Annotated in this window: 21 protein-coding genes, 7 tRNA genes and 1 pseudogene; 7 read left to right on the top strand and 22 right to left on the bottom strand. The window is 57.5% G+C overall.

The window, feature by feature from the left end:
* Positions 1-68: 68 nt before the first annotated feature.
* Positions 69-1493, bottom strand: coding sequence for a tRNA (N6-isopentenyl adenosine(37)-C2)-methylthiotransferase MiaB (miaB, locus tag MKS11_RS07035; protein ID WP_087771322.1), 1425 nt, complete (start codon positions 1491-1493; stop codon positions 69-71).
* 179 nt (positions 1494-1672) lie between these two features.
* Here miaB and ubiF point away from each other — a divergent pair, with 179 nt between their 5' ends.
* A complete protein-coding gene (ubiF, locus tag MKS11_RS07030; RefSeq protein ID WP_023319974.1) occupies positions 1673-2848 on the top strand; it encodes a 3-demethoxyubiquinol 3-hydroxylase in 1176 nt (391 codons plus the stop codon).
* A gap of 119 nt (positions 2849-2967) precedes the next feature.
* On the opposite strand, the gene MKS11_RS07025 is transcribed toward ubiF, so the two are convergent.
* The 12 genes from MKS11_RS07025 to nagB form a co-directional block, all read right to left on the bottom strand.
* Positions 2968-3042, bottom strand: a tRNA-Gln gene (locus MKS11_RS07025).
* Positions 3043-3118: 76 nt separating this feature from the next.
* Positions 3119-3193, bottom strand: a tRNA-Gln gene (locus MKS11_RS07020).
* 47 nt (positions 3194-3240) lie between these two features.
* Positions 3241-3317: transfer RNA gene (locus MKS11_RS07015), tRNA-Met, on the bottom strand.
* A 23-nt stretch (positions 3318-3340) separates the two neighbouring features.
* Positions 3341-3415, bottom strand: a tRNA-Gln gene (locus MKS11_RS07010).
* A 36-nt stretch (positions 3416-3451) separates the two neighbouring features.
* Positions 3452-3526 (bottom strand) — tRNA-Gln (locus tag MKS11_RS07005).
* 23 nt (positions 3527-3549) lie between these two features.
* Positions 3550-3634: transfer RNA gene (locus MKS11_RS07000), tRNA-Leu, on the bottom strand.
* Between the two features lie 9 nt (positions 3635-3643).
* Positions 3644-3720 (bottom strand) — tRNA-Met (locus MKS11_RS06995).
* Between the two features lie 237 nt (positions 3721-3957).
* Positions 3958-5622 carry an asparagine synthase B gene (gene asnB / locus MKS11_RS06990; protein ID WP_004885914.1) on the bottom strand — a complete coding sequence of 555 codons (1665 nt, stop codon included), beginning with the start codon at positions 5620-5622 and terminating at the stop codon, positions 3958-3960.
* Positions 5623-5900: 278 nt separating this feature from the next.
* Positions 5901-6653, bottom strand: coding sequence for an HAD-IIA family hydrolase (locus MKS11_RS06985; protein WP_004885918.1), 753 nt, complete (start codon positions 6651-6653; stop codon positions 5901-5903).
* A gap of 119 nt (positions 6654-6772) precedes the next feature.
* Complete coding sequence (locus MKS11_RS06980) at positions 6773-7993, bottom strand: N-acetylglucosamine repressor (RefSeq protein WP_004885919.1); 1221 nt, start codon at positions 7991-7993, stop codon at positions 6773-6775.
* An 8-nt stretch (positions 7994-8001) separates the two neighbouring features.
* Positions 8002-9150, bottom strand: coding sequence for an N-acetylglucosamine-6-phosphate deacetylase (gene nagA / locus MKS11_RS06975; RefSeq protein ID WP_004885928.1), 1149 nt, complete (start codon positions 9148-9150; stop codon positions 8002-8004).
* Between the two features lie 113 nt (positions 9151-9263).
* The gene (gene nagB, locus MKS11_RS06970; protein WP_002894749.1) at positions 9264-10064 is read right to left on the bottom strand and encodes a glucosamine-6-phosphate deaminase; all 801 of its coding nucleotides are present in this window, start codon (positions 10062-10064) and stop codon (positions 9264-9266) included.
* Between the two features lie 315 nt (positions 10065-10379).
* Here nagB and nagE point away from each other — a divergent pair, with 315 nt between their 5' ends.
* Positions 10380-12335, top strand: coding sequence for a PTS N-acetyl glucosamine transporter subunit IIABC (gene nagE, locus MKS11_RS06965; RefSeq protein ID WP_017901426.1), 1956 nt, complete (start codon positions 10380-10382; stop codon positions 12333-12335).
* A gap of 178 nt (positions 12336-12513) precedes the next feature.
* Entirely contained in the window at positions 12514-14181 is a 1668-nt protein-coding gene (gene glnS, locus MKS11_RS06960) for a glutamine--tRNA ligase (RefSeq protein WP_004885933.1), read from the top strand.
* A gap of 54 nt (positions 14182-14235) precedes the next feature.
* Here the strand turns inward: glnS and MKS11_RS06955 are convergent.
* A pseudogene (locus tag MKS11_RS06955) lies at positions 14236-14544 on the bottom strand (methionine synthase).
* Between the two features lie 73 nt (positions 14545-14617).
* On the opposite strand from MKS11_RS06955, the gene chiP reads away from it, so the two are divergent.
* Both chiP and chiQ read left to right on the top strand, forming a co-directional pair.
* Entirely contained in the window at positions 14618-16021 is a 1404-nt protein-coding gene (gene chiP / locus MKS11_RS06950; protein ID WP_087771323.1) for a chitoporin ChiP, read from the top strand.
* Between the two features lie 47 nt (positions 16022-16068).
* Entirely contained in the window at positions 16069-16401 is a 333-nt protein-coding gene (gene chiQ / locus MKS11_RS06945; RefSeq protein ID WP_023288851.1) for a ChiQ/YbfN family lipoprotein, read from the top strand.
* Positions 16402-16452: 51 nt separating this feature from the next.
* Here the strand turns inward: chiQ and MKS11_RS06940 are convergent, their stop codons facing one another.
* From MKS11_RS06940 to ybfF, 8 genes are all read right to left on the bottom strand, one after another.
* Positions 16453-17748 carry an MFS transporter gene (locus tag MKS11_RS06940; RefSeq protein ID WP_004885943.1) on the bottom strand — a complete coding sequence of 432 codons (1296 nt, stop codon included), beginning with the start codon at positions 17746-17748 and terminating at the stop codon, positions 16453-16455.
* Between the two features lie 55 nt (positions 17749-17803).
* Positions 17804-18943: a tricarballylate utilization 4Fe-4S protein TcuB gene (gene tcuB, locus MKS11_RS06935; RefSeq protein ID WP_043521608.1), complete on the bottom strand. Its 1140-nt coding sequence runs from the start codon at positions 18941-18943 to the stop codon at positions 17804-17806.
* Positions 18930-20333 carry an FAD-dependent tricarballylate dehydrogenase TcuA gene (gene tcuA, locus MKS11_RS06930; RefSeq protein WP_043521606.1) on the bottom strand — a complete coding sequence of 468 codons (1404 nt, stop codon included), beginning with the start codon at positions 20331-20333 and terminating at the stop codon, positions 18930-18932. The genes tcuB and tcuA overlap by 14 nt, the downstream gene beginning before the upstream one ends.
* 97 nt (positions 20334-20430) lie before the next feature.
* On the bottom strand, positions 20431-21357 hold the full coding sequence (tcuR, locus tag MKS11_RS06925) for a tricarballylate utilization LysR family transcriptional regulator TcuR (RefSeq protein WP_004885949.1): 927 nt from the start codon (positions 21355-21357) through the stop codon (positions 20431-20433).
* Positions 21358-21484: 127 nt separating this feature from the next.
* Entirely contained in the window at positions 21485-21937 is a 453-nt protein-coding gene (gene fur / locus MKS11_RS06920) for a ferric iron uptake transcriptional regulator (protein WP_004885952.1), read from the bottom strand.
* 291 nt (positions 21938-22228) lie between these two features.
* Positions 22229-22759, bottom strand: a complete 531-nt coding sequence (gene fldA, locus MKS11_RS06915; RefSeq protein ID WP_002894765.1) for a flavodoxin FldA — start codon at positions 22757-22759, stop codon at positions 22229-22231.
* Between the two features lie 151 nt (positions 22760-22910).
* Positions 22911-23204: a LexA regulated protein gene (gene ybfE, locus MKS11_RS06910; RefSeq protein WP_004885954.1), complete on the bottom strand. Its 294-nt coding sequence runs from the start codon at positions 23202-23204 to the stop codon at positions 22911-22913.
* Between the two features lie 133 nt (positions 23205-23337).
* Complete coding sequence (ybfF, locus tag MKS11_RS06905) at positions 23338-24111, bottom strand: esterase (protein ID WP_065696723.1); 774 nt, start codon at positions 24109-24111, stop codon at positions 23338-23340.
* Positions 24112-24294: 183 nt separating this feature from the next.
* On the opposite strand from ybfF, the gene seqA reads away from it, so the two are divergent.
* A complete protein-coding gene (seqA, locus tag MKS11_RS06900) occupies positions 24295-24843 on the top strand; it encodes a replication initiation negative regulator SeqA (protein WP_017901421.1) in 549 nt (182 codons plus the stop codon).
* Positions 24844-24875: 32 nt separating this feature from the next.
* The gene (gene pgm, locus MKS11_RS06895; RefSeq protein ID WP_002894773.1) at positions 24876-26516 is read left to right on the top strand and encodes a phosphoglucomutase (alpha-D-glucose-1,6-bisphosphate-dependent); all 1641 of its coding nucleotides are present in this window, start codon (positions 24876-24878) and stop codon (positions 26514-26516) included.

Raw genomic sequence — 26516 nt, 5'->3', positions numbered from 1 at the left:
CATTGCTGTAGATATAGGGACGGAGAGAGGAATTACAAGGCCTGCCGGAACCGACAGGCCTGAAGGGATCACGGCTGATAGATACCCACGCCAAGATCGTTCTCTTTACGGGTGCGGGCAATCACTGATTCGGGTGATTCAGCGATACGCAGACCCATCTCCGCTTCGGTGCGCACGATTTTGCCGCGCAGCGAGTTGGTGTAAACATCGACGATTTCGACATCGACAAACTTGCCGACGAGGTCCGGGGTGCCTTCGAAATTGACCACCCGGTTGTTCTCCGTACGCCCGGAGAGCTCCATGATGTTCTTGCGCGACGTGCCTTCCACCAGGATGCGCTGTACCGTGCCGAGCATGCGACGGCTCCAGGCCATCGCCTGCTGGTTGATGCGCTCCTGCAGAATATACAGACGCTGTTTCTTGTCTGCATCCGGCACGTCGTCGACCATATCGGCCGCCGGGGTGCCCGGACGGGCGGAGAAGATAAAGCTGTAGCTCATATCGAAATTGACGTCGGCGATAAGCTTCATCGTCTTTTCGAAATCTTCCGTGGTTTCGCCGGGGAAGCCGACGATAAAGTCTGAGCTTATCTGAATATCCGGACGCGCTTCACGCAGCTTACGAATAATCGCTTTATACTCCAGCACGGTATGGGTCCGTCCCATCAGGTTCAGCACGCGGTCGGAACCGCTCTGCACCGGCAAGTGCAGGAAGCTCACCAGCTCCGGCGTATCGCGATAGACGTCGATGATGTCGTCGGTAAATTCGATCGGATGGCTGGTGGTGAAGCGAATGCGGTCGATGCCGTCGATAGCGGCCACCAGGCGCAGCAGATCGGCAAAGCTGCCGGTGGTGCCGTCGTAGTTCTCACCGCGCCAGGCGTTCACGTTCTGGCCCAGCAGGTTGACTTCACGCACGCCCTGCGCCGCCAGTTGGGCGATTTCAAACAGGATATCGTCGCACGGGCGGCTGACTTCTTCACCGCGGGTGTAGGGCACCACGCAGTAGGTGCAGTATTTGTTGCAGCCTTCCATAATCGAGACAAAGGCGGTCGGGCCTTCGGCGCGCGGTTCTGGCAGGCGATCGAATTTTTCAATTTCCGGGAAGCTGATATCAACCACCGGGCTGCGGTTGCCGCGCACAGAGTTAATCATCTCCGGCAGGCGGTGCAGGGTTTGCGGCCCGAAAATAATATCGACATAGTGCGCGCGCTGACGAATATGGTCGCCTTCCTGGGAGGCCACGCAGCCGCCAACGCCAATAATCAGGTCCGGGTTCTTCTCTTTCAGCAGCTTCCAGCGTCCAAGCTGATGGAAAACTTTTTCCTGGGCCTTCTCACGAATTGAGCAGGTATTGAGCAACAGCACATCTGCTTCTTCCGCCACTTCGGTCAGTTGATACCCATGTGTCGCATCCAGCAGATCGGCCATCTTTGATGAATCATACTCGTTCATCTGACAGCCCCAGGTTTTAATATGGAGTTTTTTTGTCATTGACTTGCTCATGCTCAGTAATAGATATCCAAAACGCGGGGATATATACAGGGTGAATTTCGCATTCCAGGGCGCGTATTGTAATGCTTTGGTCGCCCCCTGACCAGTGCGAGCGTTATCACCGCAAGAGGGCGAAAAATCCGGTAAACTTAACGGATTCTGCTTTAAGGATAATAGCCATGACAATTCACGCAACAGATGTCGCCATCGTGGGCGGCGGCATGGTCGGCGGCGCCCTGGCGTTAGGGCTGGCGCAACAGGGATTTACCGTGACGGTGCTTGAGAAAACGGCGCCCCCGGCTTTCGATCCGGCATCCGCCCCGGATGTGCGGATCTCGGCGATCAGCGCGGCCTCGGTCGGCCTGCTGAAAAGCCTTGACGTCTGGGATGCCGTGCGGGCGATGCGCGTCCACGCTTACCGTCGTCTGGAGACCTGGGAGTGGGAGAGCGCGCACGTCGCCTTTGACGCCGCAGAGCTCAAGCTGCCAGAGCTGGGCTATATGGTTGAGAACAAGGTCCTGCAGTGGGGCCTGTGGCAAGCGCTGGCGGCGCACGAAGGGGTTACCCTCCGCGTTGGCGGCGAACTGGAGGCGATGCAGCGCGGCGAGGCGCAGACGGCGCTGCGTTTACGCGAGGGGGAGACGATCCACGCCCGGCTGGTTATCGGCGCCGACGGCGCCAGCTCTCAGGTGCGGGAGATGGCCGGCATCGGCGTGCATGCCTGGCAATATCAGCAGTCCTGTATGCTCATCAGCGTCCAATGCGCCGACGATCCCGGCGACAGCACCTGGCAGCAGTTTACCCCCAGCGGACCGCGCGCCTTCCTGCCGCTGTTCGACAACTGGGCCTCGCTGGTGTGGTATGACGCCCCGGCGCGGATCCGTCAGCTACAGGGCATGTCCATGCCCCAGCTTCAGCAGGAGATCGCCCGCCATTTCCCGGCGCGTCTCGGACGGGTGACGCCGCAGGCGGCCGGCGCCTTCCCGCTCACCCGGCGTCATGCGCTGCAGTATGTTCAGCCCGGTCTGGCGCTGGTGGGCGATGCGGCGCACACCATTCATCCACTGGCGGGGCAGGGGGTTAACCTTGGCTATCGCGATGTCGACGCCCTGCTGGAGATCCTGGCGCAAGCGCGCGGCCGAGGCGAAGAGTGGGCCAGCCTGCCGGTGCTCAAGCGCTACCAGGCGCGGCGGCGGGCGGATAATTTTATTATGCAGTCGGGGATGGATCTGTTTTACGCCGGATTCAGCAATGACCTGGCGCCGGTGCGGATGCTGCGTAATATTGGCCTGATGGCGGCCGAACGCGCCGGGGTGCTGAAGCGTCAGGCGCTGAAGTATGCGTTAGGCTTGTAACTCCGGCTTCCCGGGCGGGGGCGTAGTGGAAAGCGCCTGCCCGGCAGTCAGTGACGCGCCAGGATGGCTATACGCCAATAGCAAAAAAGCCCACCGAGGTGGGCTTTTTTGCATTTAAGTGGCTGGGGTACGAGGATTCGAACCTCGGAATGCCGGAATCAGAATCCGGTGCCTTACCGCTTGGCGATACCCCAATTGTCTGTTGCGCCTGACCGTCATTATCCCGGTTTAAGAGCAACAGTGCGTTCATTGCTGAACGACTTTTTAATTTGGCTGGGGTACGAGGATTCGAACCTCGGAATGCCGGAATCAGAATCCGGTGCCTTACCGCTTGGCGATACCCCAACAAATTGTTTGCGGATTTATCGATGTGTATCGATACGTCCCGAATATGGTGGCTACGACGGGATTCGAACCTGTGACCCCATCATTATGAGTGATGTGCTCTAACCAGCTGAGCTACGTAGCCAAATTGTCTTACTGTTTCTTCGATGGCTGGGGTACCTGGATTCGAACCAGGGAATGCCGGTATCAAAAACCGGTGCCTTACCGCTTGGCGATACCCCAATACCGTCGCGGTGACCCGCAAATATCGAAGAAATATGGCTGGGGTACCTGGATTCGAACCAGGGAATGCCGGTATCAAAAACCGGTGCCTTACCGCTTGGCGATACCCCATCCGTACAACGCTGACTGGTGAATGGTGCGGGAGGCGAGACTTGAACTCGCACACCTTGCGGCGCCAGAACCTAAATCTGGTGCGTCTACCAATTTCGCCACTCCCGCAAAAAAAGATGGTGGCTACGACGGGATTCGAACCTGTGACCCCATCATTATGAGTGATGTGCTCTAACCAGCTGAGCTACGTAGCCATCTTTTTTTCGCGTAACCTTATCGGCGTTGCGGGGCGCATTATGCGTATTGGGCCTGCGAGCGTCAACCTCTTTTTCAAGGAAAATCGTTGTAATGTGACTGTTTGGTTAGGTTGCGAACAGCTCGCTGCAATAATCGGCAATTATTGGTTATTTATCGTTTTTCAGCGGCATAATTCCCGCAAAAAGAAAACGGACCCCGGAGGGTCCGTTTCGCGTTTCAACGCCTGTCAGGGCTTATTTATAGGCCGACTGGTGGACGCCTACCGCGCGGCCTGACGGATCGTTCATGGTTTTGAATGCTTCATCCCACTCAATGGCTTTAGCAGAAGAGCAGGCCACCGACGGACCGCCAGGGACACACTCCGCCGCGCTTGGCAGCGGGAACAGCTCTTCGAAGATCTCGCGGTACAGATAGCCTTCTTTGGAGGTCGGCGTGTTGTACGGGAAGCGGAAGCTTGCGGTTTCCAGCTGCTGATCGCTGATCTGTTTCGCGGCCACTTCTTTCAGCGTATCGATCCAGCTGTAGCCGACGCCGTCAGAGAACTGCTCTTTCTGGCGCCAGGCAACGCTGGCCGGCAGATAGGATTCAAAGCATTCGCGCAGCACGTGTTTTTCCATTTTGCCGTTGCCGCACATCTTATCCTGCGGGTTGATGCGCATCGCCACGTCGAGGAACTTCTTGTCAAGGAACGGTACGCGGGCTTCCACGCCCCAGGCGGACATCGCTTTGTTGGCGCGGGCGCAGTCAAACATATGCAGCGCCTGCAGCTTACGTACCGTCTCTTCGTGCAGTTCTTTGGCGTTCGGCGCCTTATGGAAGTAGAGGTAGCCGCCAAACACTTCGTCCGAGCCTTCGCCGGAAAGCACCATTTTGATGCCCATGGCTTTAATTTTCCGCGACATCAGGTACATCGGCGTCGAAGCGCGAATAGTGGTCACATCGTAGGTTTCGATGTGATAGATAACGTCGCGGATCGCATCCAGCCCTTCCTGGACGGTAAAGTGAATTTCATGGTGCACGGTGCCAAGGTGGTTAGCCACTTCCTGCGCCGCTTTCAGGTCAGGAGAGCCTTCCAGACCGACCGCGAAGGAGTGCAGCTGCGGCCACCAGGCTTCGCTACGCTCCTGATCTTCAACGCGACGGGCGGCAAATTTCTTGGTGATGGCGGAGATGACCGAAGAATCAAGGCCGCCGGAGAGCAGCACGCCGTAGGGGACGTCGGACATCAGATGGCTTTTCACCGACTCTTCCAGTGCCTGGCGCAGCTCGTTCTTATCGGTAACGTTGTCTTTTACCGCGTCGTAATCGAACCAGTCGCGCTGATAGTACTGGCGAATTTCACCGTCTTTGCTCCACAGGTAGCTCCCCGCCGGGAACTCTTTAATGGTGCGGCACACCGGCACCAGGGCTTTCATTTCAGAGGCGACATAGAAGTTGCCGTGTTCATCATGACCCATATACAGCGGGATAATGCCGATATGGTCGCGGCCAATTAAGTACGCGTCTTTCTCGCTGTCGTACAGGGCGAAGGCGAACATCCCCTGCAGGTCGTCGAGGAACGCCGGGCCTTTTTCCTGATACAGCGCGAGGATCACTTCGCAGTCGGAGCCGGTCTGGAACTGATAGCGGTCGCCATATTCCGCGCGCAGCGCCTGATGGTTGTAGATTTCGCCGTTAACGGCCAGCGCATGGGTTTTTTCGGCGTTGTACAGCGGCTGAGCGCCGGCGTTGACATCGACAATCGACAGGCGCTCGTGCGCCAGAATCGCTTTGTCGCTGGCATACACGCCAGACCAGTCCGGACCGCGATGGCGCATCAGGCGGGAAAGCTCCAGCGCCTTTTTACGCAGCTCACCTGCGTCAGTTTTAATATCCAGTACGCCAAAAATAGAACACATAGCCTTCTCCATTACCCTGTCGTGTTTGATGTTGTGCTGGCTTCGTCTCGTGGCGAAGCCTGAGTGCGTGCTTAAGAAAATGCCGTAAAGGGGGAGCAGGCGCAAGGGTTTTACGGCTGGAAAAAGAAAAAACGCAACTGCGATTGTTGAATAGTAAAAAAAGAGTATCTTTTGAACGGCTTCATTGAAGAATACGCAATTTTAAGCCGTTTTTATTAGATATGGTACTTTTGGCAGGCGTCAAAAATGAACAACCACGTCCTGAGACGTGGCTGACATTAGAAAATATCGATTTCCGCGACGGAGGGGTAGATCCACGACGGGCGGAACGGCATGCTGTCGATGTCGTCGAGGGTCGAGACTCCGGAGAGCACCAAAATGGTCTCCAGCCCCGCCTGGAAGCCAGCCAGAATGTCGGTACGCAGATTGTCGCCGACAATCACCGTCTGTTCGGAGTGGGCCTGCATTTTGTTCAGCGCTGAGCGGATGATCCACGGGCTGGGTTTACCGACGTAAAACGGCTTACGGCCGGAGATCTTCTCGATCCCGGCGCACAGGGCGCCGCAGGCCGGGTAGAAGCCGCGACCGTGAGTATCCGGGTTAGTGGCAATGAAGCGGGCGCCATTGGCGACAAAGAAGGCCGCCTTATGCATCATCTCCCAGTTAAAGGAGCGGGTTTCCCCGACGATGACAAAATCCGGGTTGACGTCGGTAATGGTAAAGCCGGCTTTGTACAGCTCGTGGATCAGCGCCCCTTCACCCACCACATAGGCTTTCTTACCTTCCTGGCGGCGCAGAAAATCGGCCGTCGCCATCGCCGAGGTGTAGAAGGCGCTATCCGGAACCTCAATCCCGGCGGTGGCGAAACGGTTCGCCAGATCCTGGCCGGTTTGCGACGGGTAGTTGGTCAGCATCACCAGCGGCATGCCTTTCTCGAGGATGCGCTTGATAAACTCGGCAGCGCCGGGAACGGCGACGTTATCGTGCATCAGCACACCGTCAATATCACAAATTATGTTTTGAATGGTCATGGTGGGTCCAGAATCATTATCAAAGACGAAACTATACGCGTCATTGATGAGGTTTCACACCTCTGACGGGCGATGCCCGCCAACGACAGAGCGACGCGCTTATCAATAAAGGGGGGCGGTTAGCTCTCAAGCAAGCGCTGCAGCAGCGTGCCATTGAGCATGGCGCGTTTGACCAGCGCGAAGGCGCCAATCGCTGAGCGATGATCGAGGGTGGAGCGCACCACAGGCAGGTTCTTACGAAACGCCTTCAGCGCCTGGGCGTTAATGCAGCCCTCAATGGCCGGGAGCAGCACTTTCTCGGCTTCCACAATTTCGCCGGCGATGACGATTTTTTGTGGATTGAACAGGTTGATGGCGATGGCGATCGTTTTTCCGAGGTGACGCCCTACGTACTCGACCACTTCGCAGGCCAGGGCATCGCCTTTGTTGGCCGCTTTGCAGATGGTTTTGATGGTGCAGTCATCGAGGGTCAGACGGCTCTGATAGCCCTGCTCCAGCAGGTGGCGAACGCGATGTTCGATGGCGGCATTAGCTGCGACGGTCTCCAGACAGCCAAAGTTGCCGCAGTGGCAGCGCTCGCCCAGCGGGTCGACCTGAATATGGCCGATTTCGCCGACGTTGCCGTTACGGCCGATAAAAATGCGTCCGTTGGAGATGATCCCCGCCCCGGTGCCGCGGTGCACGCGCACCAGAATGGAGTCTTCGCAATCCTGGCTTGCGCCAAAATAGTGCTCGGCCAGCGCCAGGCTGCGGATATCGTGTCCGACAAAGCAGGTAACGTTGAAGCGTTTTTCCAGCGCCCCGACCAGGCCCCAGTTTTCCACCGCAATGTGCGGCATATAGCGGATCACCCCGCTTTCCGGATCCACCAGCCCCGGCAGGATCACCGAGATGGCGATCAGCTCGCGAATTTTGCGCTGACAGTTTTCAATAAAAGTGGCGATGATATTCAGCAGGGCGTGTTCCAGCGTTTCCTGGGTGCGCTCGGGCAGCGGGAAATGCTCCTCTTCCAGGGTCTTGCTGCTTAAATCATAGAGGGTGAGAGTGGCGTCATAGCGGCCAAGGCGCACGCCAATGGCGTTGAAGTTGCGCGTCTCCGCAATGATGGAGATGGCGCGGCGCCCCCCGGTGGAGGCCTGCTGATCGACTTCTTTGATCAGGCCGCGCTCAATAAGCTGACGCGTGATTTTGGTCACGCTGGCAGGGGCAAGCTGGCTTTGTTCCGCGATCTGAATGCGCGAGATAGGCCCATGCTGGTCAATCAGGCGGTACACGGCCGCGCTGTTCAGTTGTTTTACGAGGTCAACGTTACCAATTTGAGCTTGTCCGCCTGCTGTCATACTTTTACTTACTCAGTGACGACCTCGTTACCATTAACGATGGTCTTGGTGATTTTATAATCGCGTGTAAAGGCGGTCAGGTTAGCGACCATACCCGGCGCAATACTGCCGAGCTGCTTGTCCACACCAATGGCGCGCGCGGGATAGAGCGTCGCCATGCGCAATACTTCGTCCAGCGCCACACCGCAATGCTCAACCAGATTACGTACCCCTTCAATCATGGTCAGGGAAGATCCGCTGAGGGTACCGTTTTCATCTACGCACAGCCCGTTGCGGTAGTATATTGTTTTCCCGGCAAAAATGAACTGGTCAATATTCGCCCCCGCCGGCGCGGTGGCGTCGGTGACCAGGCACAGTTTGTCGCCTTTCAGGCGCTTGGCGTTGCGCACGTTGGCGTAATCGACGTGCATCCCGTCGACAATAATACCGCAGTAGACATCCGGCTCGTCAAAAATCGCCCCGGCCAGACCCGGTTCGCGGCCAGTAATGTACGGCATTGCATTATACAGGTGGGTGGCGAAGGTAATGCCTGCGCGGAAGCCCACTTTCGCCTCTTTCAGCGTGGCGTTGGAGTGGCCCGCGGAGACGACGATCCCGGCGGCGACCAGTTTGCGGATCACTTCCGGCTCAACGCGCTCAGGGGCGAGGGTCACTTTGGTGATCACATCGGCGTTGTCGCACAGGAAATCGACCAGCGCCGCGTCCGGTTTACGCACATAGTCCGGGTTGTGGGTGCCTTTCTTGACGATATTCAGCCACGGTCCTTCAAGATGCAGACCCAGCGCCTGGTTCGGGTGCTTTTGCAGGTATTCGCGCATCACGCGCACGCCTTGCTTCATCAGATCGTCGCTGGAGGTAATCAGCGTCGGCAGGAAGCTGGTGCAGCCTGAGCGTTCGTTGGCCTTCTGCATGATCTCCAGCGTGTCGACAGTGACCGCGTCAGGGCTGTCGTTAAACTGTACGCCGCCGCAGCCGTTGAGCTGGACGTCGATAAAACCGGGGGCGAGGATGGCGCCGTTGACTGAGCGCTGCTCGATGTCAGACGGCAAATCTGCCAGCGGACAAAGACGTTCGATAAGGCCATTAGCGATAACAACCGCATGGTCATCAAGAATTTCATGACCGGTATAAACCCGGCCCTGGGTTAATGCATACATTACGACCCCCGGTATATACGCCTCATCAGGCCCGGGTACGTTCGTTTGCCGCCGGCATGATGATGCATACAAAGAAAAAGATGGTCCCGCGCAAATCGCGGGACACGACTACATTACAGACCTTTAATATTTTCAGCTTCTAATTCGTTGAAATATTTCAGTGTCTTCACTTTCAGCTCCATGGTAGACGGTTCGTCACAGACGATCACCGCCTTCGGATGCAGCTGCAGACAGGTAATGGTCCACATGTGGTTGACGTTACCTTCTACCGCCGCCTGCAGCGCCAGCGCTTTCTGATGGCCCAGCACCAGAATCATTACCTCTTCTGCGTCCAGCAGGGTGCCCACGCCGACGGTTAGCGCATATTTCGGCACCAGATCCACGTCGCCGTCGAAGAAGCGGGAGTTCGCCACGCGGGTTTCATGGGTCAGGGTCTTAATACGGGTACGAGACGCCAAAGAGGAGGCCGGTTCGTTAAACGCGATGTGACCATCGTTGCCCACGCCGCCCATGAACAGGTGGATTTTACCGTAGGAACGAATTTTTTCTTCATAGCGACGGCATTCCGCATCGATGTCCGGCGCGTTACCATTCAGCAAGTTGATATTTTCTGCCGGAATATCAACGTGGTCAAAGAAATTACGGTGCATGAAGCTATGATAGCTTTCCGGATGCTCTTTCGGCAGGCCAACGTATTCATCCATGTTGAAGGTGACGACGTGTTTGAAGCTAACCTGGCCTGCTTTATGCATTTCAACCAGCGCCTTGTAGGCGGTGAGTGGGGTGCCGCCGGTCGGCAGTCCCAGGACGAACGGACGGTCCGCGGTTGGTTTAAATGCATTAATGCGGTTAACGATATGGCGGGCAGCCCATTTACCGACCTGCTCAGCGGTTACCAGGGGGATCAGTCTCATTCTTCACCTCTATAGTTAAAGTAGATTCTGGCGGATTGGCGCCAGCACTCTGAGGAGAGTATTGCAGCAACTGCGCCGACCGGGGTCAATCCGTGTTGATTTTTTGAATGATAAAATAAGTTTTCGATGTTAGCCAGTGTAAGGGAGGGGGGAATACGATATTTGGTGATAATTATCACAAAAAATACCCATTTAATTTGCGATACGAATTAATTTTTCACACACTTTGCCGGTAAGTGATAAAACCGACCTTGTTACACAATAAAAAAGTGGCTTTGAAAATGAGCCTCATCGGGGTCTCATAGGGGGAATAAGATGAATATTTTAGGTTTCTTTCAGCGGCTGGGTAGGGCGTTACAGCTCCCTATCGCAGTGCTGCCGGTCGCAGCATTGCTGCTGCGTTTCGGGCAACCAGACCTGTTGAATGTACCCTTCATCGCGCAAGCGGGTGGGGCTATCTTCGACAACCTGGCGCTGATCTTTGCTATCGGTGTGGCGTCAAGCTGGTCCAAGGATAACGCCGGTTCTGCGGCGCTGGCCGGGGCAGTAGGTTATTTCGTGATGACCAAAGCGATGGTCACCATCAATCCGGAAATTAACATGGGCGTACTGGCCGGTATCATTACCGGTCTGGTAGCAGGGGCGGTGTACAACCGCTGGGCCGGCATCAAGCTGCCGGACTTCCTGAGCTTCTTCGGCGGCAAACGCTTCGTGCCGATCGCCACCGGCTTCTTCTGTCTGATTCTCGCGGCGATCTTCGGCTACGTCTGGCCGCCGGTGCAGCACGCTATCCATGCGGGCGGCGAGTGGATCGTTTCCGCAGGGGCATTGGGTTCCGGTATCTTCGGTTTTATCAACCGTCTGCTGATCCCGACCGGCCTGCATCAGGTGCTGAACACCATCGCCTGGTTCCAGATTGGTGAGTTTACTAACGCCGCAGGCGCCGTGTTCCACGGCGACATCAACCGCTTCTACGCCGGCGACGGCACCGCGGGGATGTTCATGTCCGGCTTCTTCCCAATCATGATGTTTGGTCTGCCGGGCGCGGCGCTGGCGATGTATCTGGCCGCTCCGAAAGCGCGTCGTCCAATGGTGGGCGGTATGCTGCTGTCTGTTGCCATCACCGCGTTCCTGACCGGGGTAACCGAGCCGCTGGAATTCCTGTTCATGTTCCTGGCTCCGCTGCTGTACCTCCTGCACGCGGTACTGACCGGTATCAGTCTGTTCATCGCAACGGCGCTGGGCATTCATGCGGGCTTCTCCTTCTCCGCCGGCGCCATTGACTACGTGCTGATGTACAGCCTGCCGGCCGCCAGCAAAAACGTCTGGATGCTGCTGGTGATGGGCGTGGTCTTCTTCTTCGTCTACTTCCTGCTGTTCAGCGCAGTGATCCGCATGTTCAACCTGAAAACACCGGGTCGTGAAGACAAAGCCGCTGACGTGGTAACGGAAGAAGCCAACAGCAACACTGAAGAAGGCCTGACCCAGCTGGCGACCAGCTATATCGCCGCGGTGGGCGGAACGGACAACCTGAAAGCGATTGACGCCTGTATCACCCGTCTGCGTCTGACCGTGGGCGATTCGGCGAAAGTGAACGACGCCGCCTGTAAACGTCTCGGCGCATCCGGGGTGGTGAAACTGAATAAGCAAACCATCCAGGTTATCGTCGGCGCGAAGGCAGAGTCTATCGGCGATGAGATGAAAAAAGTGGTTACCCGCGGCCCGGTAGCGGCAGCGGCAACCGCACCGGCTGGCAACGTCGCCACCGCAGCGCCAGCGGCTAAACCGCAGGCGGTAGCGAACGCGAAGACCGTTGAGTCGCTGGTTTCGCCGATTACCGGTGACGTGGTGGCCCTCGAGCAGGTGCCGGATGAAGCCTTCGCCAGCAAAGCCGTCGGCGACGGTATCGCGGTGAAACCGACCAGCAACATCGTGGTGGCCCCGGCCGCCGGTACCGTGGTGAAAATTTTCAACACTAACCATGCATTCTGCCTCGAAACCAACAACGGTGCGGAAATCGTCGTCCACATGGGTATCGACACCGTGGCGCTGGAAGGCAAGGGCTTCAAACGTCTGGTTGAAGAGGGCACGGACGTGAAGGCGGGCGAGCCGATTCTGGAAATGGATCTGGACTTCCTCAACGCCAATGCGCGCTCGATGATTAGCCCGGTCGTCTGCAGCAATAGCGATGACTACAGCGCGCTGGTGATACTGGCGAGCGGTAAGGTCGTAGCCGGCCAGACGCCGCTGTATGAGATTAAAGGCAAGTAAGGCTCCTGAGTCGAGTTTATGCCTCAGCGGCGAAGGGAAACCTTCGCCGCTTTTTTTTCCAGCAATCGGCCCCATAATCCTCTTCTGATACCTATTTTACGTAACTAATAGTTGTCACTACGCCCTGCTTGTAAGATCATGTGCCGTTATACGTTGTTTACGCTTTGAGGAACCCGTGATGAGTGAGGCAGAAGCCCGCCCGACTAACTTTATCCGTCAGATCATTGATGAAGATCTGGCTACCGGTAAGCACACCACCGTTCACACCCGCTTCCCGCCGGAGCCGAACGGTTATCTGCACATTGGCCATGCGAAATCCATCTGCCTGAACTTCGGCATCGCCCAGGATTATCAGGGCCAATGCAACCTGCGTTTCGATGACACCAACCCGGTGAAAGAAGATATCGAATACGTGGAGTCGATTAAAAACGACGTGCAGTGGTTAGGTTTCCACTGGTCCGGGGACGTTTGCTACTCGTCTGATTACTTTGATCAGCTGCATCAGTATGCGGTTGAGCTGATTAACAAAGGCCTGGCCTACGTTGATGAACTCTCTCCTGATGAGATCCGCGAATACCGCGGCACCCTGAAAGCGCCGGGTAAAAACAGCCCGTATCGCGACCGCAGCGTGGAAGAAAACCTGGCGCTGTTCGAAAAAATGCGCAGCGGCGGCTTCGAAGAGGGCAAGGCCTGCCTGCGCGCGAAGATCGATATGGCGTCGCCGTTCATCGTGATGCGCGATCCGGTGCTGTACCGCATTAAGTTCGCTGAGCATCATCAGACCGGCAACAAGTGGTGCATCTACCCGATGTACGACTTCACCCACTGCATCAGCGATGCGCTGGAAGGCATTACCCACTCGCTGTGTACCCTGGAGTTCCAGGACAACCGTCGTCTTTACGACTGGGTGCTGGACAACATCAGCATCCCGGTGCACCCGCGCCAGTACGAATTCTCGCGCCTGAATCTCGAATACACCGTGATGTCCAAGCGTAAGCTGAACCAGCTGGTGACTGAGAAGCACGTGGAAGGCTGGGACGATCCGCGGATGCCGACCATCTCCGGTCTGCGTCGTCGCGGCTACACCGCCGAATCCATCCGCGAATTCTGCAAGCGTATCGGCGTGACCAAGCAGGACAACACCATTGAGATGGCGTCGCTGGAGTCCTGCATTCGCGAAGATCTCAACGAAAACGCGCCGCGCGCGATGGCGGTGATCGATCCGGTGAAACTGGTTATTGAGAACTATCCGCAGGGCGAAAGCGAAATGGTGGCGATGCCGAACCATCCGAACAAGCCGGAGATGGGCAGCCGCGAAGTGCCGTTCAGCGCGGAAATCTGGATCGACCGCGCGGACTTCCGTGAAGAAGCCAACAAGCAGTACAAGCGTCTGGTGCTGGGCAAAGAAGTACGTCTTCGCAACGCCTACGTCATCAAAGCGGAACGCGTGGAGAAAGATGCCGAAGGCAATATCACTACTATCTTCTGCACCTACGATGCCGACACCCTGAGCAAAGATCCGGCTGACGGCCGCAAGGTCAAAGGCGTGATCCACTGGGTGAGCGCGGCGCATGCGCTGCCGGTAGAGATCCGTCTCTACGATCGCCTGTTCAGCGTACCAAACCCGGGTGCAGCGGAGGATTTCCTCGCGGTGATCAATCCGGAATCGCTGGTGATCAAACAGGGTTACGCGGAGCCGAGCCTGGCGCAGGCGGAAGCCGGTAAAGCTTACCAGTTTGAGCGTGAAGGTTACTTCTGCCTCGACAGCCGCTATGCAACCGCAACCAGTCTGGTGTTTAACCGCACCGTCGGTCTGCGCGATACCTGGGCGAAAGCGGGCGAATAACATTTTCCCTACCGTCAAAGCGCCGCACTCTGCGGCGCTTTTTTTGTTTCAGAATCAGCCAATTACTCTTTTTATTTTCGCGAAGCGAATTAATTCTGTTTCGCTCCGGAAATAAATAACGCTTCTGATATTTCCTGTCTCATATAAAAAACCAATGTAATCGCTTTCAGCTTTCGCATTTTTCCCTGATTTAGCAATGACTTCCATGACAAAATCATCAGAGATAAGACTGTAACAAAACGACATAAATTATGTGCGCTTTGTCATAATCTTAAGCTTTGCCTCACGAAAAACATTGATAATTCGCGTCACGAAAAATAGTCTATCTACAGTGGTTTCGCGGCCTTTTTCGCCGCCCCACATTTTGCAGTTTTATTTATTTTTTAGCGAATGACCTCTGGTCTTCGCCTTTTAAAACGTCAAAGAGGATATGCACATGCGTACGTTTAGTGGCAAACGTAGTACGCTGGCGCTGGCTATTGCCGCCGTCACCGCGATGTCGGGCTGGGTTGTGATTCCGCAGGCCAGCGCAGCAGGCTTTATCGATGATTCTACTTTAACCGGCGGTATCTATTACTGGCAGCGTGAGCGTGACCGTAAAGATGTGACCGACGGCGATAAATACAAAACCAACCTTTCCCACTCCACCTGGAACGCCAACCTGGACTTCCAGTCCGGATATGCCGCCGATATGTTTGGCCTTGATATTGCGGCGTTTACCGCGATTGAAATGGCGGAGAACGGCGACAGCGGCCACCCGAACGAAATCGCCTTCTCGTCGCGCAACAAAGCCTATGACGAAGACTACTCCGGCGATAAGAGCGGCATCAGCCTGTATAAAGCCGCCGCGAAATTCAAATACGGTCCGGCGTGGGCGCGCGCGGGCTACATCCAGCCAACCGGTCAGACCCTGCTGGCACCGCACTGGAGCTTCATGCCGGGGACCTATCAGGGGGCGGAAGCCGGGGCCAACTTCGACTATGGCACCGCGGGCGCGTTAAGTTTCTCCTACATGTGGACGAACGAGTATAAAGCGCCATGGCATATCGAAATGGATGATTTCTACCAGAACGATAAGAAGACCAAAGTCGATTATCTTCACTCCGTCGGCGCCAAATATGATTTCAAAAACGACCTGGTGCTGGAGGCGGCATTTGGTCAGGCTCAGGGCTATATCGATCAGTACTTTGCTAAAGCCAGCTACAAATTTGACGTCGCCGGCGCGCCGTTGAGCACCAGCTACCAGTTCTACGGCACTCGCGATAAGGTCAGCAACGGCGGGGTCAACGACATCTATGACGGCACCGCATGGCTGCAGGCGTTAACCTTTGGCTATAAAGTAGCGGATGTGCTGGATCTGCGTCTGGAAGGGACCTGGGTGAAGGCCGATGGCCAGCAGGGCTACTTCCTGCAGCGTATGACCCCGACCTACGCCTCCTCCAACGGTCGTCTCGATATCTGGTGGGATAACCGCTCCGACTTCAACGCCAACGGTGAAAAAGCAGTCTTCTTCGGCGCGATGTATGACATGAAAAACTGGGATATGCCGGGCTGGGCGTTTGGCGCGTCTTATGTGTACGCCTGGGATGCGAAGCCTGGCAAAATGGCTTCTCCGGATGCGTACTATGACCCTGACTATCGCCTGAAAGAGTCGGCCTATAGCCTCGATGCTATGTATACCGTGCAGGAAGGCCGGGCGAAGGGCACGCTGTTTAAACTGCACTTTACCCAGTACGACAACCATTCCGATATTCCGAGCTGGAGCGGCGGCTACGGCAACATCTTCCAGGATGAGCGCGACGTGAAGTTCATGGTTATCGCCCCGTTCACCATTTTCTAATGCCTGCGCGGCGGGCATGAGCCTGCCGCACCTCTGGGAGAACGACAATGAAAAAAATGCTGCTTATTGCCATGATGGCATCGGCTCTGGTGGCCTGCACCACGTCCCCGGCCCCGAAAGAAGACACCAAACTGAAAGATGCCTATAGCGCCTGTATTAATACGGCGGAAGGCAATCCGGACAAGATTGAAGCCTGCCAGAGCGTACTGAATGTCCTGAAAGAGGATAAACAGCACCAGCAGTTTGCTAACCAGGAGAGCGTCCGGGTGCTGGATTACCAACAGTGTATCCAGGCTACCCGCACCGGCAACGATCAGGCGGTGAAAGCGCGCTGCGACCAGATCTGGAAGGAGATCCGCAGCAATAATACGACCCATTAAGCCAGACGGCAGCGGCAAACGGGCGGAGCATATCTCCGCCCGTTTGCTTTTTTAGCGCTGACTCTCCGCCGGCTGATAGCCGCGACTCAGGCGCACAAACAGCAGCGCGGTGGCGATGAACCCGCACAGCGCAGCGCACATCAGCCACCATCCCGGCGCGCTTTTATCGCCGGTAAGCTCGACCAGGGCAGTGGAGATAGCCGGCGTCAGGCCGCCGAAGATGGCGGTGGCGAGGCTGAAGGCCAGCGAAAAGCCCACGGTGCGGACGTAAACCGGCATCACTTCGGTGAGCGCCGCCACCATCGCGCCGTTATACATGCCAAAGAAGAACGAGAACCACAGCAGGACCAGCGTCATACGGGTGAAATCCGGCGCGGCGGTGAGCCAGTGCATCACCGGCCAGGTGGTGAGCAGCGCCAGCACGGTAATTCCCATCAGCACCGGGCGACGACCGATCCGGTCAGAGATGGCTCCGCCAATCGGCAACCAGATAAAGTTGGAGATGCCCACCAGCATGGTTACCAGCAGGCTGTCGCGGGCGCTGAGGTGCAACACCGCTCTGCCGTAGGTTGGTGTATAGACGGTAATAAAGTAAAACGTGGTGGTGGTCATCGCCACCAGCAGGGTCCCCGCGGTAATAATGCGCCAGTTCCTGGCGATGGTGGTCAGGATCTCTTTGGTATCCGGGCGATGTTTACGCTGCAGGAATTCCTCGGTTTCCTGCAGTGAGCGGCGCAGCACGAAAATCAGCGGAATGATCAGGCAGCCAATAAAGAAGGGGATGCGCCAGCCCCAGGCGGCGATCTCCTCATGTTCCAGCGTGGCGTTCAGCGCATAGCCGATCAGCGCCGCCATGATGATAGCCACCTGCTGGCTGGCGGACTGCCAGCTGGTATAGAAGCCTTTATTGCCCGGCGTGGCGATTTCAGAGAGATAGACCGACACTCCGCCAAGCTCGACGCCCGCCGAGAACCCCTGCAGCAGACGGCCCACTAACACGAGGATCGGCGCCAGCACACCGATAGTCTGATAGCCAGGGACCAGGGCGATGAGTAGCGTCCCGCAGCCCATGATCGCCAGGGTGACCATCAGCCCTTTGCGGCGACCGATTCTGTCGATATAGGCGCCGAGCACCACCGCGCCGATGGGACGCATCAGGAAGCCCGAGCCAAATACCGCAAAGGTGAGCATCAGCGCCGCGAACTCGCTCTCCGCCGGAAAGAAGGTGCGGGCGATATAGGTGGCGTAAAAGCCAAACAGGAAGAAGTCGAACTGTTCGAGAAAATTACCGCTGGTCACGCGGAGGATAGCGCCGACGGTGCCGGCGCGGGTGGGTTGTTGGGTCATAGGGGGTGCTCTCCATTGTCTTTATCTTGTTGTTATCGGGTGCAGAGGGGGTAGGTCAGTCGCCGGCGACGCCCACCTGTTTTCCGCGGCGTTTCTCAATCGCCCACTTGAGTAACGCCGCACAGCGATAAAATCCGTGGGCAAATTTTCCATACGGCAGGGTTAAGAACAGGGCCATCACCACCCCGAGGTGGATGGCGAGCAGGATGCCCATCCACGAGGTATCCCGCCCCGCCAACAGCGCCAGGCCAGTGAAGCTGGTCAGCAGCAGCAGCAGAATAAATCCGCGATCCATCGGCTTCTGCCGCGCGTCGCCGTGCAGCGGCGAGCGGCGCAGGTTCAGCCACAGTAGGCCCGCCGGGCCGACCAGCAGGCCGATGCCGCCGAGGGTGCCGAGCAGCACCGGCAGGCTGAAGAACGGGTAGGGGGCTTCCCGGCCGGCGATATAGTGATAGCCCGTGGCCACCACGGTGGCGGCGAAGCAGAGCATAAAACCGTAGAAGGTGCAGTGGTGGAATCGGCGGCGCAGCAGGGTGAAGGCGTCATCGGCTTCGTTGCAGCCTTTCCCGTGCCCGCCGTCGAGATATTTCAGCGTCAGCGCATCATGGGATGCCTTTGCGATATCAATCGGTTGCGGCTGGCCAGGGGAGATCTCGCGCCAGAAGCGGATCACCCCGGTCATCAGTAAGCCAATCGCCAGCACCAAGACCGAGCCAAACATCCACGCCAGCAGGTTATGGGGGAATATCTGGTAGAAGTCGCCTGCCAGCGGCGGATGAAGCAGCGAGCCTTTGAGCCCCATCGCCAGCAGCAGAAAGATAATCAGGCCGCCGACCAGCGCCAGCACGGTGGTCATGCCGGCCCGGCGGTACAGGCTGCCAAAGGCGGCGGGCTGGGCGTAGTGTTGATAGGTCTCGAGCCGGACTTCGGCCATCGCCTTCGGCACGTTAATGGCGAACTCGTGCGGTGGCGCGTACTGGCAGGCGTGCAGGCAAGCGCCGCAGTTATGGCACAGGTTAGCCAGATAGTTGATATCCGCCTTGCCAAAGGCCAGGCGCTGGGTCATCGCCGGGAAGACGGCGCAAAACCCTTCGCAGTAGCGGCAGGCGTTACACACCTGCATCACCCGTTCGACTTCCGCTTCCGGTTCGGTGATGATCTGCGCGTCAATGATCAGCTTTTCAAGCGACTTCATGGTGTTTCTCCTGCTGCGCCGCCCGGGCGGCTTGCTGGCCGGCGATACGGCCGAAGGTGGTGCCGATCGACATCCCAACGCCGGCGGTGTAGCCCTTGCCCAGCACGTTGCCAGCCATCATTTCCCCGGCGACGAACAGATTACGGCTGGGTTGACCGGCGAAATGGACGGCGGCGGTGTCGTCGACGTAGAGCCCGAGGTAGGTGAAGGTGATCCCCGGACGCATGGCGTAGCCGTAGTAAGGCGGCGTATCGATGGGGCGCGCCCAGTGAGTTTTCGCCGGGGTGAGGCCAGAGGTCGCGCAGTTATCCAGGCGGGTGTGATCGAACTGGCCCGGCGCGCAGGCGGCATTATAGTCGGCGATGGTTTGCGCTAAGCGTTCGCCGTCAAGCCCCAGCTGGCGGGCCAGTTCCGCGATGGTATTGGCCTGAGCGCCGGGAAAGACCGGGGGCATAAAGTGGCCGATGGCTTTGCTGTCGATGATCGAGTAGCCGATCTGTCCGGGCTGGTGGGCGACCAGTCGGCCCCAGATGGCGTAGCGTTTAGGCCAGAAATCTTCCCCTTCATCATAAAAGCGCACGGCATCGCGGTTGACCACCACCCCCAGCGAAACGCAGTCGACACGGGTGCAGATCCCGCCGTCATAGAGCGGCGCCCGGGCGTCAATGGCGACGCAGTGGGACTGAGAAGGATCGCCGATGATATCGGCCCCAGCGTCGATCATAAACTTGAGCAGCACCCCCTGGTTGAAGCGCGTGCCGCGGATGAGAAAGTTATCGGCGGGCCATTCGCCGCGGTCATTTTGCCCCCAGGCCTCGCGCAGCCACTCGCGGTTGGATTCAAATCCGCCGGCGGCGAGAACGCAGCTTTTCGCGACAATCCGTTCCTCGCCCGCCAGCGCGGCGACAAATTCACCGTTGCGCAGCTCCAGGGCCTGCACCGGCGTGTTGTAGCGGATCTGCACCCCCATCTGCTCTGCGCTGCGGTAATAGGCATTGACCAGCGCTTTGCCGCCGCCCATAAAAAAGGCGTTGGTGCGGGCCACGTGCAGGGCGCCGGAGAGCGGCGGCTGAAAGTTAACCCCGTGCTGGCGCATCCAGTCCCGGCACTGGGATGAGGTGCGGATCACCAGCCGGGCCAGCGCTTCGTTGGTGTTCCCTTCGGTGACGCGCAGCAGATCCTGCCAGTACTCCTCTTCCGGGTAGCTGTCGACCAGCACGTCCTGTGGCGCATCGTGCATACAGCGCAGGTTACGCGTGTGCTGCGAGTTGCCGCCTCGCCACTCCCGCGGCGCCGCCTCCAGCAGCAGCACCGAGGCGCCGGCTTCCCGGGCGGTTAAGGCGGCGCATAGCGCGGCATTGCCGCCGCCAATGACCAGTACATCCACCATTATCGGTTCCCTTGTAATTTAATTAATTGTTAAATTTGTAATGGGAATGTAGGCGGTAACGGCGGCAGGGCGCTATGGTGTAGCGCTAAAGAGGGGTTTAGTTAACGTAAAGGGTAGCACCTGGCCAGCGATCCGACTCCACCAGCTGGCGCATGACTTTGCTCAGTATTACCCTTGCCGCAAGGCCTGCCGGGGTGAGCTCATCATCCGACAGGCTGACCAGAAAGTTGGGACGGCTGAGGACCGGATTAGCGATGCCGATCACCCTCAGCGCCTGATGGTCGAGATGGGAAATGGCGGCCCCGGGCTGCAGGGTAGCGCCCAGCCCGCTGCGCACGGCCTGCATCAGCAGGGCCAGACCGTCAATGTCCGCCACCACCTCAACGCTGAGGTTGTGCTGCTGGCAAACCGCCTCCAGCCTGCCGCGCAGGCCGTGGCCCTGGCTTGGCATAATCAGCGGCAGGGTGGTGAGCTGGTCAGGGGAAACAGGGTCATCCGGCAGCGAGGCCAACAGCGCATGGGTGCCAATCAGGAACAGGCGCTCTTCGAGCACCGGTCTGGCGCTCCAGCGCAGGATCTTCTCCTGCTGGAAGACGATGGCTAAATCCAGCTGGCGGGTGTTGATCATTCGCTCCAGATTCCCGGAGAGGCTTTCCACCAGGTGCAGGCGGACGTCGGGGTAGCTCTCGCGCATCGCGTTGATGAACGGAACGCCAAGAACGGAGGCGGTACTGGGGGCCATGCCGACGCTGACGTGGCCCGACAGCCGCGCCTCGCGGGCGGCGAGGATGGCATCATCGGCATGACGCAGCGCCAGCTGCGCCTGTGAGTAGAAAGCGAGGCCCGCGCTGGTGGGCGTCACGCCGCGGGAGGTCCGCTGCAGGAGGCGAATGGCCAGCTCATTTTCCAGACGCGCGATCTGCTGGCTGAGCGCCGAGACGCCGATATTCAGATCGAGCGCGGCGCGGCCCATGCTGCCGGTTTCAACAATGCGCGTAAAATAGCGTAGCTGGCGAAGTTCCATATCAACTCTCCGGACAAAGCGGGGACTCGCGAGGGGCGCCGCCGGGACGTGAGCGGGAAGCGCGGCAGAAGCGCCCATAAAAAAGCCAACCGACTGGTTGGCTTTTCAGAGCAGGCGAAGCGGGGAATTACTTTTCCACCGCGTCGTGGGCGTGTTCGTCCTCGCGGCAATCACCTTCCGCACAGTGACCGTACAGATACAGACTGTGGTTGGTCAGGCGGATGCCGTGACGGGACGCGATTTCACGCTGGCGCGCTTCGATAGAGTCATCACTGAATTCGATCACTTTGCCGCAGTCGAGGCAGATCAGGTGATCGTGGTGATGCTGCTGAGTCAGTTCGAAAACGGATTTACCGCCTTCAAAATTATGACGAGTCACGATACCGGCGTCATCAAACTGGTTGAGGACGCGGTAAACGGTCGCCAGACCAATCTCTTCGCCCATGTCGATCAGGCGTTTATATAAGTCTTCCGCACTGACATGATGGTTATCCGGTTCCTGCAGCACTTCAAGGATTTTCAGTCGAGGAAGTGTGACTTTCAGGCCAGCCTTCTTTAATGCGGTATTGTTGTCAGTCATGCGGAATCTGTCCTGTTGCTAAACGATCTACTTCCTTCAACGGAAGTCATACAGAAATTAACCCGACGTAATGCGTCTCATTATAGAACTGCCACTGGTAAATGAAAACTGCAAGTATCGGGCCTGGTTTGCTGTCAAAAACGAGGCACCAGCTACAAACTGCGTCACGTGCCTCGTAGAATCAGAGGACATTGTACAGATATGTGATTAAAAGTTAAAAACTTGTAGCTATTAGTTTGATTGCTTTTGTCTATTAATGCGACGCAACTCAATGATTGCGCCGCTTAATCATCAGGCGTTTTTGATTTCTTCGAGGTGCAGCTCTTCGGCCACCTGCTTCACCCACTTCTCAACGCGCTCGTTGGTCAGCTCCGGCTGGCGGTCTTCATCAATGGCGAGGCCGACGAAGTGGTCGTCATCCGCCAGGCCTTTAGAGGCCTCGAAGTGATAGCCGGCAGTCGGCCAGTGGCCAACGATGGTCGCGCCGCGCGGCTCAATGATGTCGCGGATGGTGCCCAGCGCATCGCAGAAGTACTCGGCGTAGTCTTCCTGGTCGCCGCAGCCGAACAGCGCCACCAGTTTGCCGTTAAAGTCGATCTCTTCCAGCGTCGGGAAGAAGTCGTCCCAGTCACACTGCGCTTCACCGTAGTACCAGGTCGGGATGCCGAGCAGCAGGATGTCGTGGGCTTCCAGATCTTCTTTGCTGCTTTTGGCAATGTCGTGAACATCAGCAACATCTTTACCAAGCTGCTTTTGAATCATTTTTGCAATATTTTCGGTGTTGCCGGTGTCGCTGCCAAAAAAGATGCCGATGATTGCCATGAGTAAAATAACCTCTTGAAACTTAAATGATGTGGTAGGGACGCGATGCCCACAGATAACGGCAATCATAGCAGAACAGGCAAGGGCGCGGAAACAGCAATCACGCCCGACTGCACACTCTGCTACATGAATGCGGATTTTTCGCGGAAAGTTAGAGTTTTCCCTGGCTGCGCAGGGCGGTTAATTGCGTCATCAGCATCTCTTCAATGAGATCGCTGCGGCTCATATTACGCGCTTCCGCCAGTTCGTTGAGCGCATCGACCGCGTCGGCGTTGAGCTTTAGCTCCACGCGCTTCAGCCCGCGCACTTTATCGCGTTTCAGCTGATTACGTTTGTTGATGCGCAGTTGTTCATCGCGCGACAGCGGATTGGTTTTCGGTCTTCCCGGGCGACGCTCGTTTGCGAACAAATCTAATGTCGTACGGTCCGTTTGTTCTTTTGCCATGATTCTGAGTGACTTCGGGGAAACAAGCTGCCGGGCTCTAGCCGGCGCAGATAGCGCGCCATCATACATCAGGCGAACGGCTGCGCCAACGACCGCGGGCATTCTGCGGCGCGGTCGGGCATATTTTAGCCAATCAGGCGGCTATGCTCGTCAGATAGCGGCGGATCGCGCGCAACACCGCCTCGGGTTTCTCGGCATGAACCCAGTGGCCGGCGCCGGCGATGACGTGGGCCCGAGCCTGCGGGAACTGGGCCAGCAGTGGGTCGCGGTAGGCGTCGGTCACATAGGGGGAGTTGCCGCCGGGAATAAACTGCGTTGGGTGCGGCCAGGCCGGGATGGTTTCCCAGCCGACGATATGCGGGTACTGGTCCCACAGCACCGGGACGTTGAAGCGCCAGTCGCCGTCGACGAAAGATTTCAGCAGGAACTGAATCACGCCCTCTTCCTGCAGATGCTCGCGCATCACCTGCGCCGCCTGCTGGCGAGTGCTGGCGGCGGATTCGCTGACGGCGCGAATAGCGGCGAAGATCTCATCATGGCGGCGAACGTGATAATCCACCGGCGCGATATCAATAGCCACCAGACCGCTGATGCGCTCCGGGGCCAGGGCGGTCAACGCCATCACCGCTTTGCCGCCCATCGAATGGCCGATAAAGGTGGCCCGTTCAATCTGATGTGCATCGAGCGTGTCGAGCAGATCCTGCGCCATCGCGGGGTAGGTCATCTCTGGCGACCGCGGCGACAAACCGTGGTTGCGCATATCGACCTGCAGAATATCGTGGTCGGCGATCAGGTCGCGGGCGAGGATGCCCAGGTTGTCCAGGCTGCCAAACAGACCATGGACCAGCACGATCGGGGAGTGGTTGTGCGGATTCTGTGCAGATTGCGCTCGGCTATTTAATTTCATGGCAAAGTTCTTTTTTTCGCTCCGTCGGGTTAGGGTATTATGTTGGACATTCTGCCATCCGGCTGCAAGACCCAGAAGTTTTCTGAGTTTTACCGCCATCCTGGTTTGACGCTATCCGCGGTTGGGATTTGTACTTATAATCCCAACGATTTGTATTCAGAAAAGATATCGCACTGGATTAAGATGAAAACAATTGAAGTTGATGATGAACTCTACCGCTATATTGCCAGCCACACTCTGCATATCGGCGAGAGCGCATCCGACATTTTACGGCGTATGCTGAAATTTTCCGCCGTTTCCCAACCGGCTACACCGGTCAGCAAAGCCGCGCCGACGCTGGCGCCCACGCCTGCCGCTGAGGTGAAACCCGCTAACCCGGTGAAAGATAAAGTCCGCGCCATGCGCGAGATGCTGTTATCTGATGAATACGCCGAGCAGAAGCGCGCGGTGAACCGTTTTATGCTGGTGTTGACCACCCTCTATTCCCTGGACAGTAAAGCATTTGCCGAGGCCACTGAGTCTCTGCACGGCCGCACGCGCGTTTACTTCGCGGAAGATGCGCGTACGCTGCTGAAAAGCGGTAATCAGACCAAACCGAAACAGGTTCCTGGTACACCGTGGTGGGTGATCACCAATACCAATACCGGCCGTAAATGCAGCATGATTGAGCACATCATGCAGTCGATGCAGTTCCCTGCGGAGCTGATTGAAAAGGTTTGCGGCACGATCTAGCTTTTTAACATTTGCACCAGAAGGATCAGGCAATGGCAATCGATAAACGTGCGGGGCAGCCTGCGCAACAGAGTGATTTGATTAACGTCGCCCAACTGACTGCTCAGTACTACGTGCTGAAGCCTGAAGTCGGTAATGCGGAGCATGCGGTCAAATTCGGCACCTCCGGCCATCGCGGCAGCGCGGCGCGTCACAACTTCAACGAACCGCATATCCTGGCTATCGCCCAGGCTATTGCGGAAGATCGTGCGAAGAACGGGATCACCGGTCCGTGCTATGTCGGTAAAGATACCCACGCCCTGTCCGAGCCGGCGTTTATTTCGGTGCTGGAGGTGTTAACCGCCAACGGCGTTGACGTTATCGTTCAGGAAAACAACGGCTTCACCCCGACGCCGGCGGTCTCCAACGCGATTCTGGTGCATAACAAAAAAGGCGGTCCGCTGGCGGACGGCATTGTGATCACCCCGTCACACAACCCGCCGGAAGATGGCGGTATCAAGTACAACCCGCCAAACGGCGGTCCGGCTGATACCAACGTCACCAAAGTGGTGGAAAACCGTGCCAACGAACTGCTGGCCGCTGGCCTGCAGGGTGTGAAACGCATTTCTCTGGACGCGGCGCTGGCTTCCGGCCACGTCAAAGAGCAGGATCTGGTGCAGCCGTTCATTGAAGGCCTGGCGGACATCGTCGACATGGCGGCGATCCAGAAAGCGGGCCTGACGCTGGGCGTCGATCCGCTGGGCGGGTCCGGTATCGAATACTGGAAGCGCATTGGCGAGCACTACAAGCTCAATCTGACCATTGTGAACGACCAGGTGGACCAGACCTTCCGCTTTATGCACCTCGATAAAGACGGCGCCATCCGCATGGACTGCTCCTCGGAATGTGCGATGGCGGGCCTGCTGGCGCTGCGCGATAAGTTCGATCTGGCATTTGCCAACGACCCGGATTACGACCGTCACGGGATTGTCACCCCTGCCGGGCTGATGAATCCGAACCACTACCTGGCGGTGGCGATTAACTACCTGTTCCAGCATCGTCCGCAGTGGGGCAAAGAGGTGGCGGTCGGTAAAACCCTGGTCTCCTCGGCGATGATTGACCGCGTGGTGAACGATCTGGGCCGCAAGCTGGTGGAAGTGCCGGTGGGCTTTAAGTGGTTCGTTGACGGCCTGTTCGACGGCAGCTTCGGCTTCGGCGGCGAAGAAAGCGCCGGGGCCTCCTTCCTGCGCTTCGACGGCACGCCGTGGTCCACCGATAAAGACGGCATCATCATGTGCCTGCTGGCGGCGGAAATCACCGCAGTGACCGGGAAAAACCCGCAGGAGCACTATAACGAGCTGGCGGAACGCTTCGGCGCGCCGAGCTACAACCGTCTGCAGGCTTCCGCGACCTCCGCGCAGAAAGCGGCGCTGTCTAAGCTGTCGCCGGAAATGGTCAGTGCTGACACCCTGGCGGGGGATCCAATCACCGCTCGTCTGACCGCGGCGCCGGGCAACGGGGCGGCGATTGGCGGCCTGAAAGTGATGACCGACAACGGCTGGTTTGCGGCACGCCCGTCAGGCACCGAAGACGCCTACAAGATCTACTGCGAAAGCTTCCTCGGCGAAGAACATCGCAAGCTGATTGAAAAAGAAGCGGTAGAGATTGTCAGTGAAGTGCTGAAGAACGCTTAA

Source organism: Klebsiella sp. K5-45 (assembly GCF_030128605.1).
GTDB lineage: Bacteria > Pseudomonadota > Gammaproteobacteria > Enterobacterales > Enterobacteriaceae > Klebsiella > Klebsiella quasipneumoniae.
Note: the sequence above shows the minus strand (reverse complement) of the source record. Positions and strands in the feature narration are given on the sequence as shown.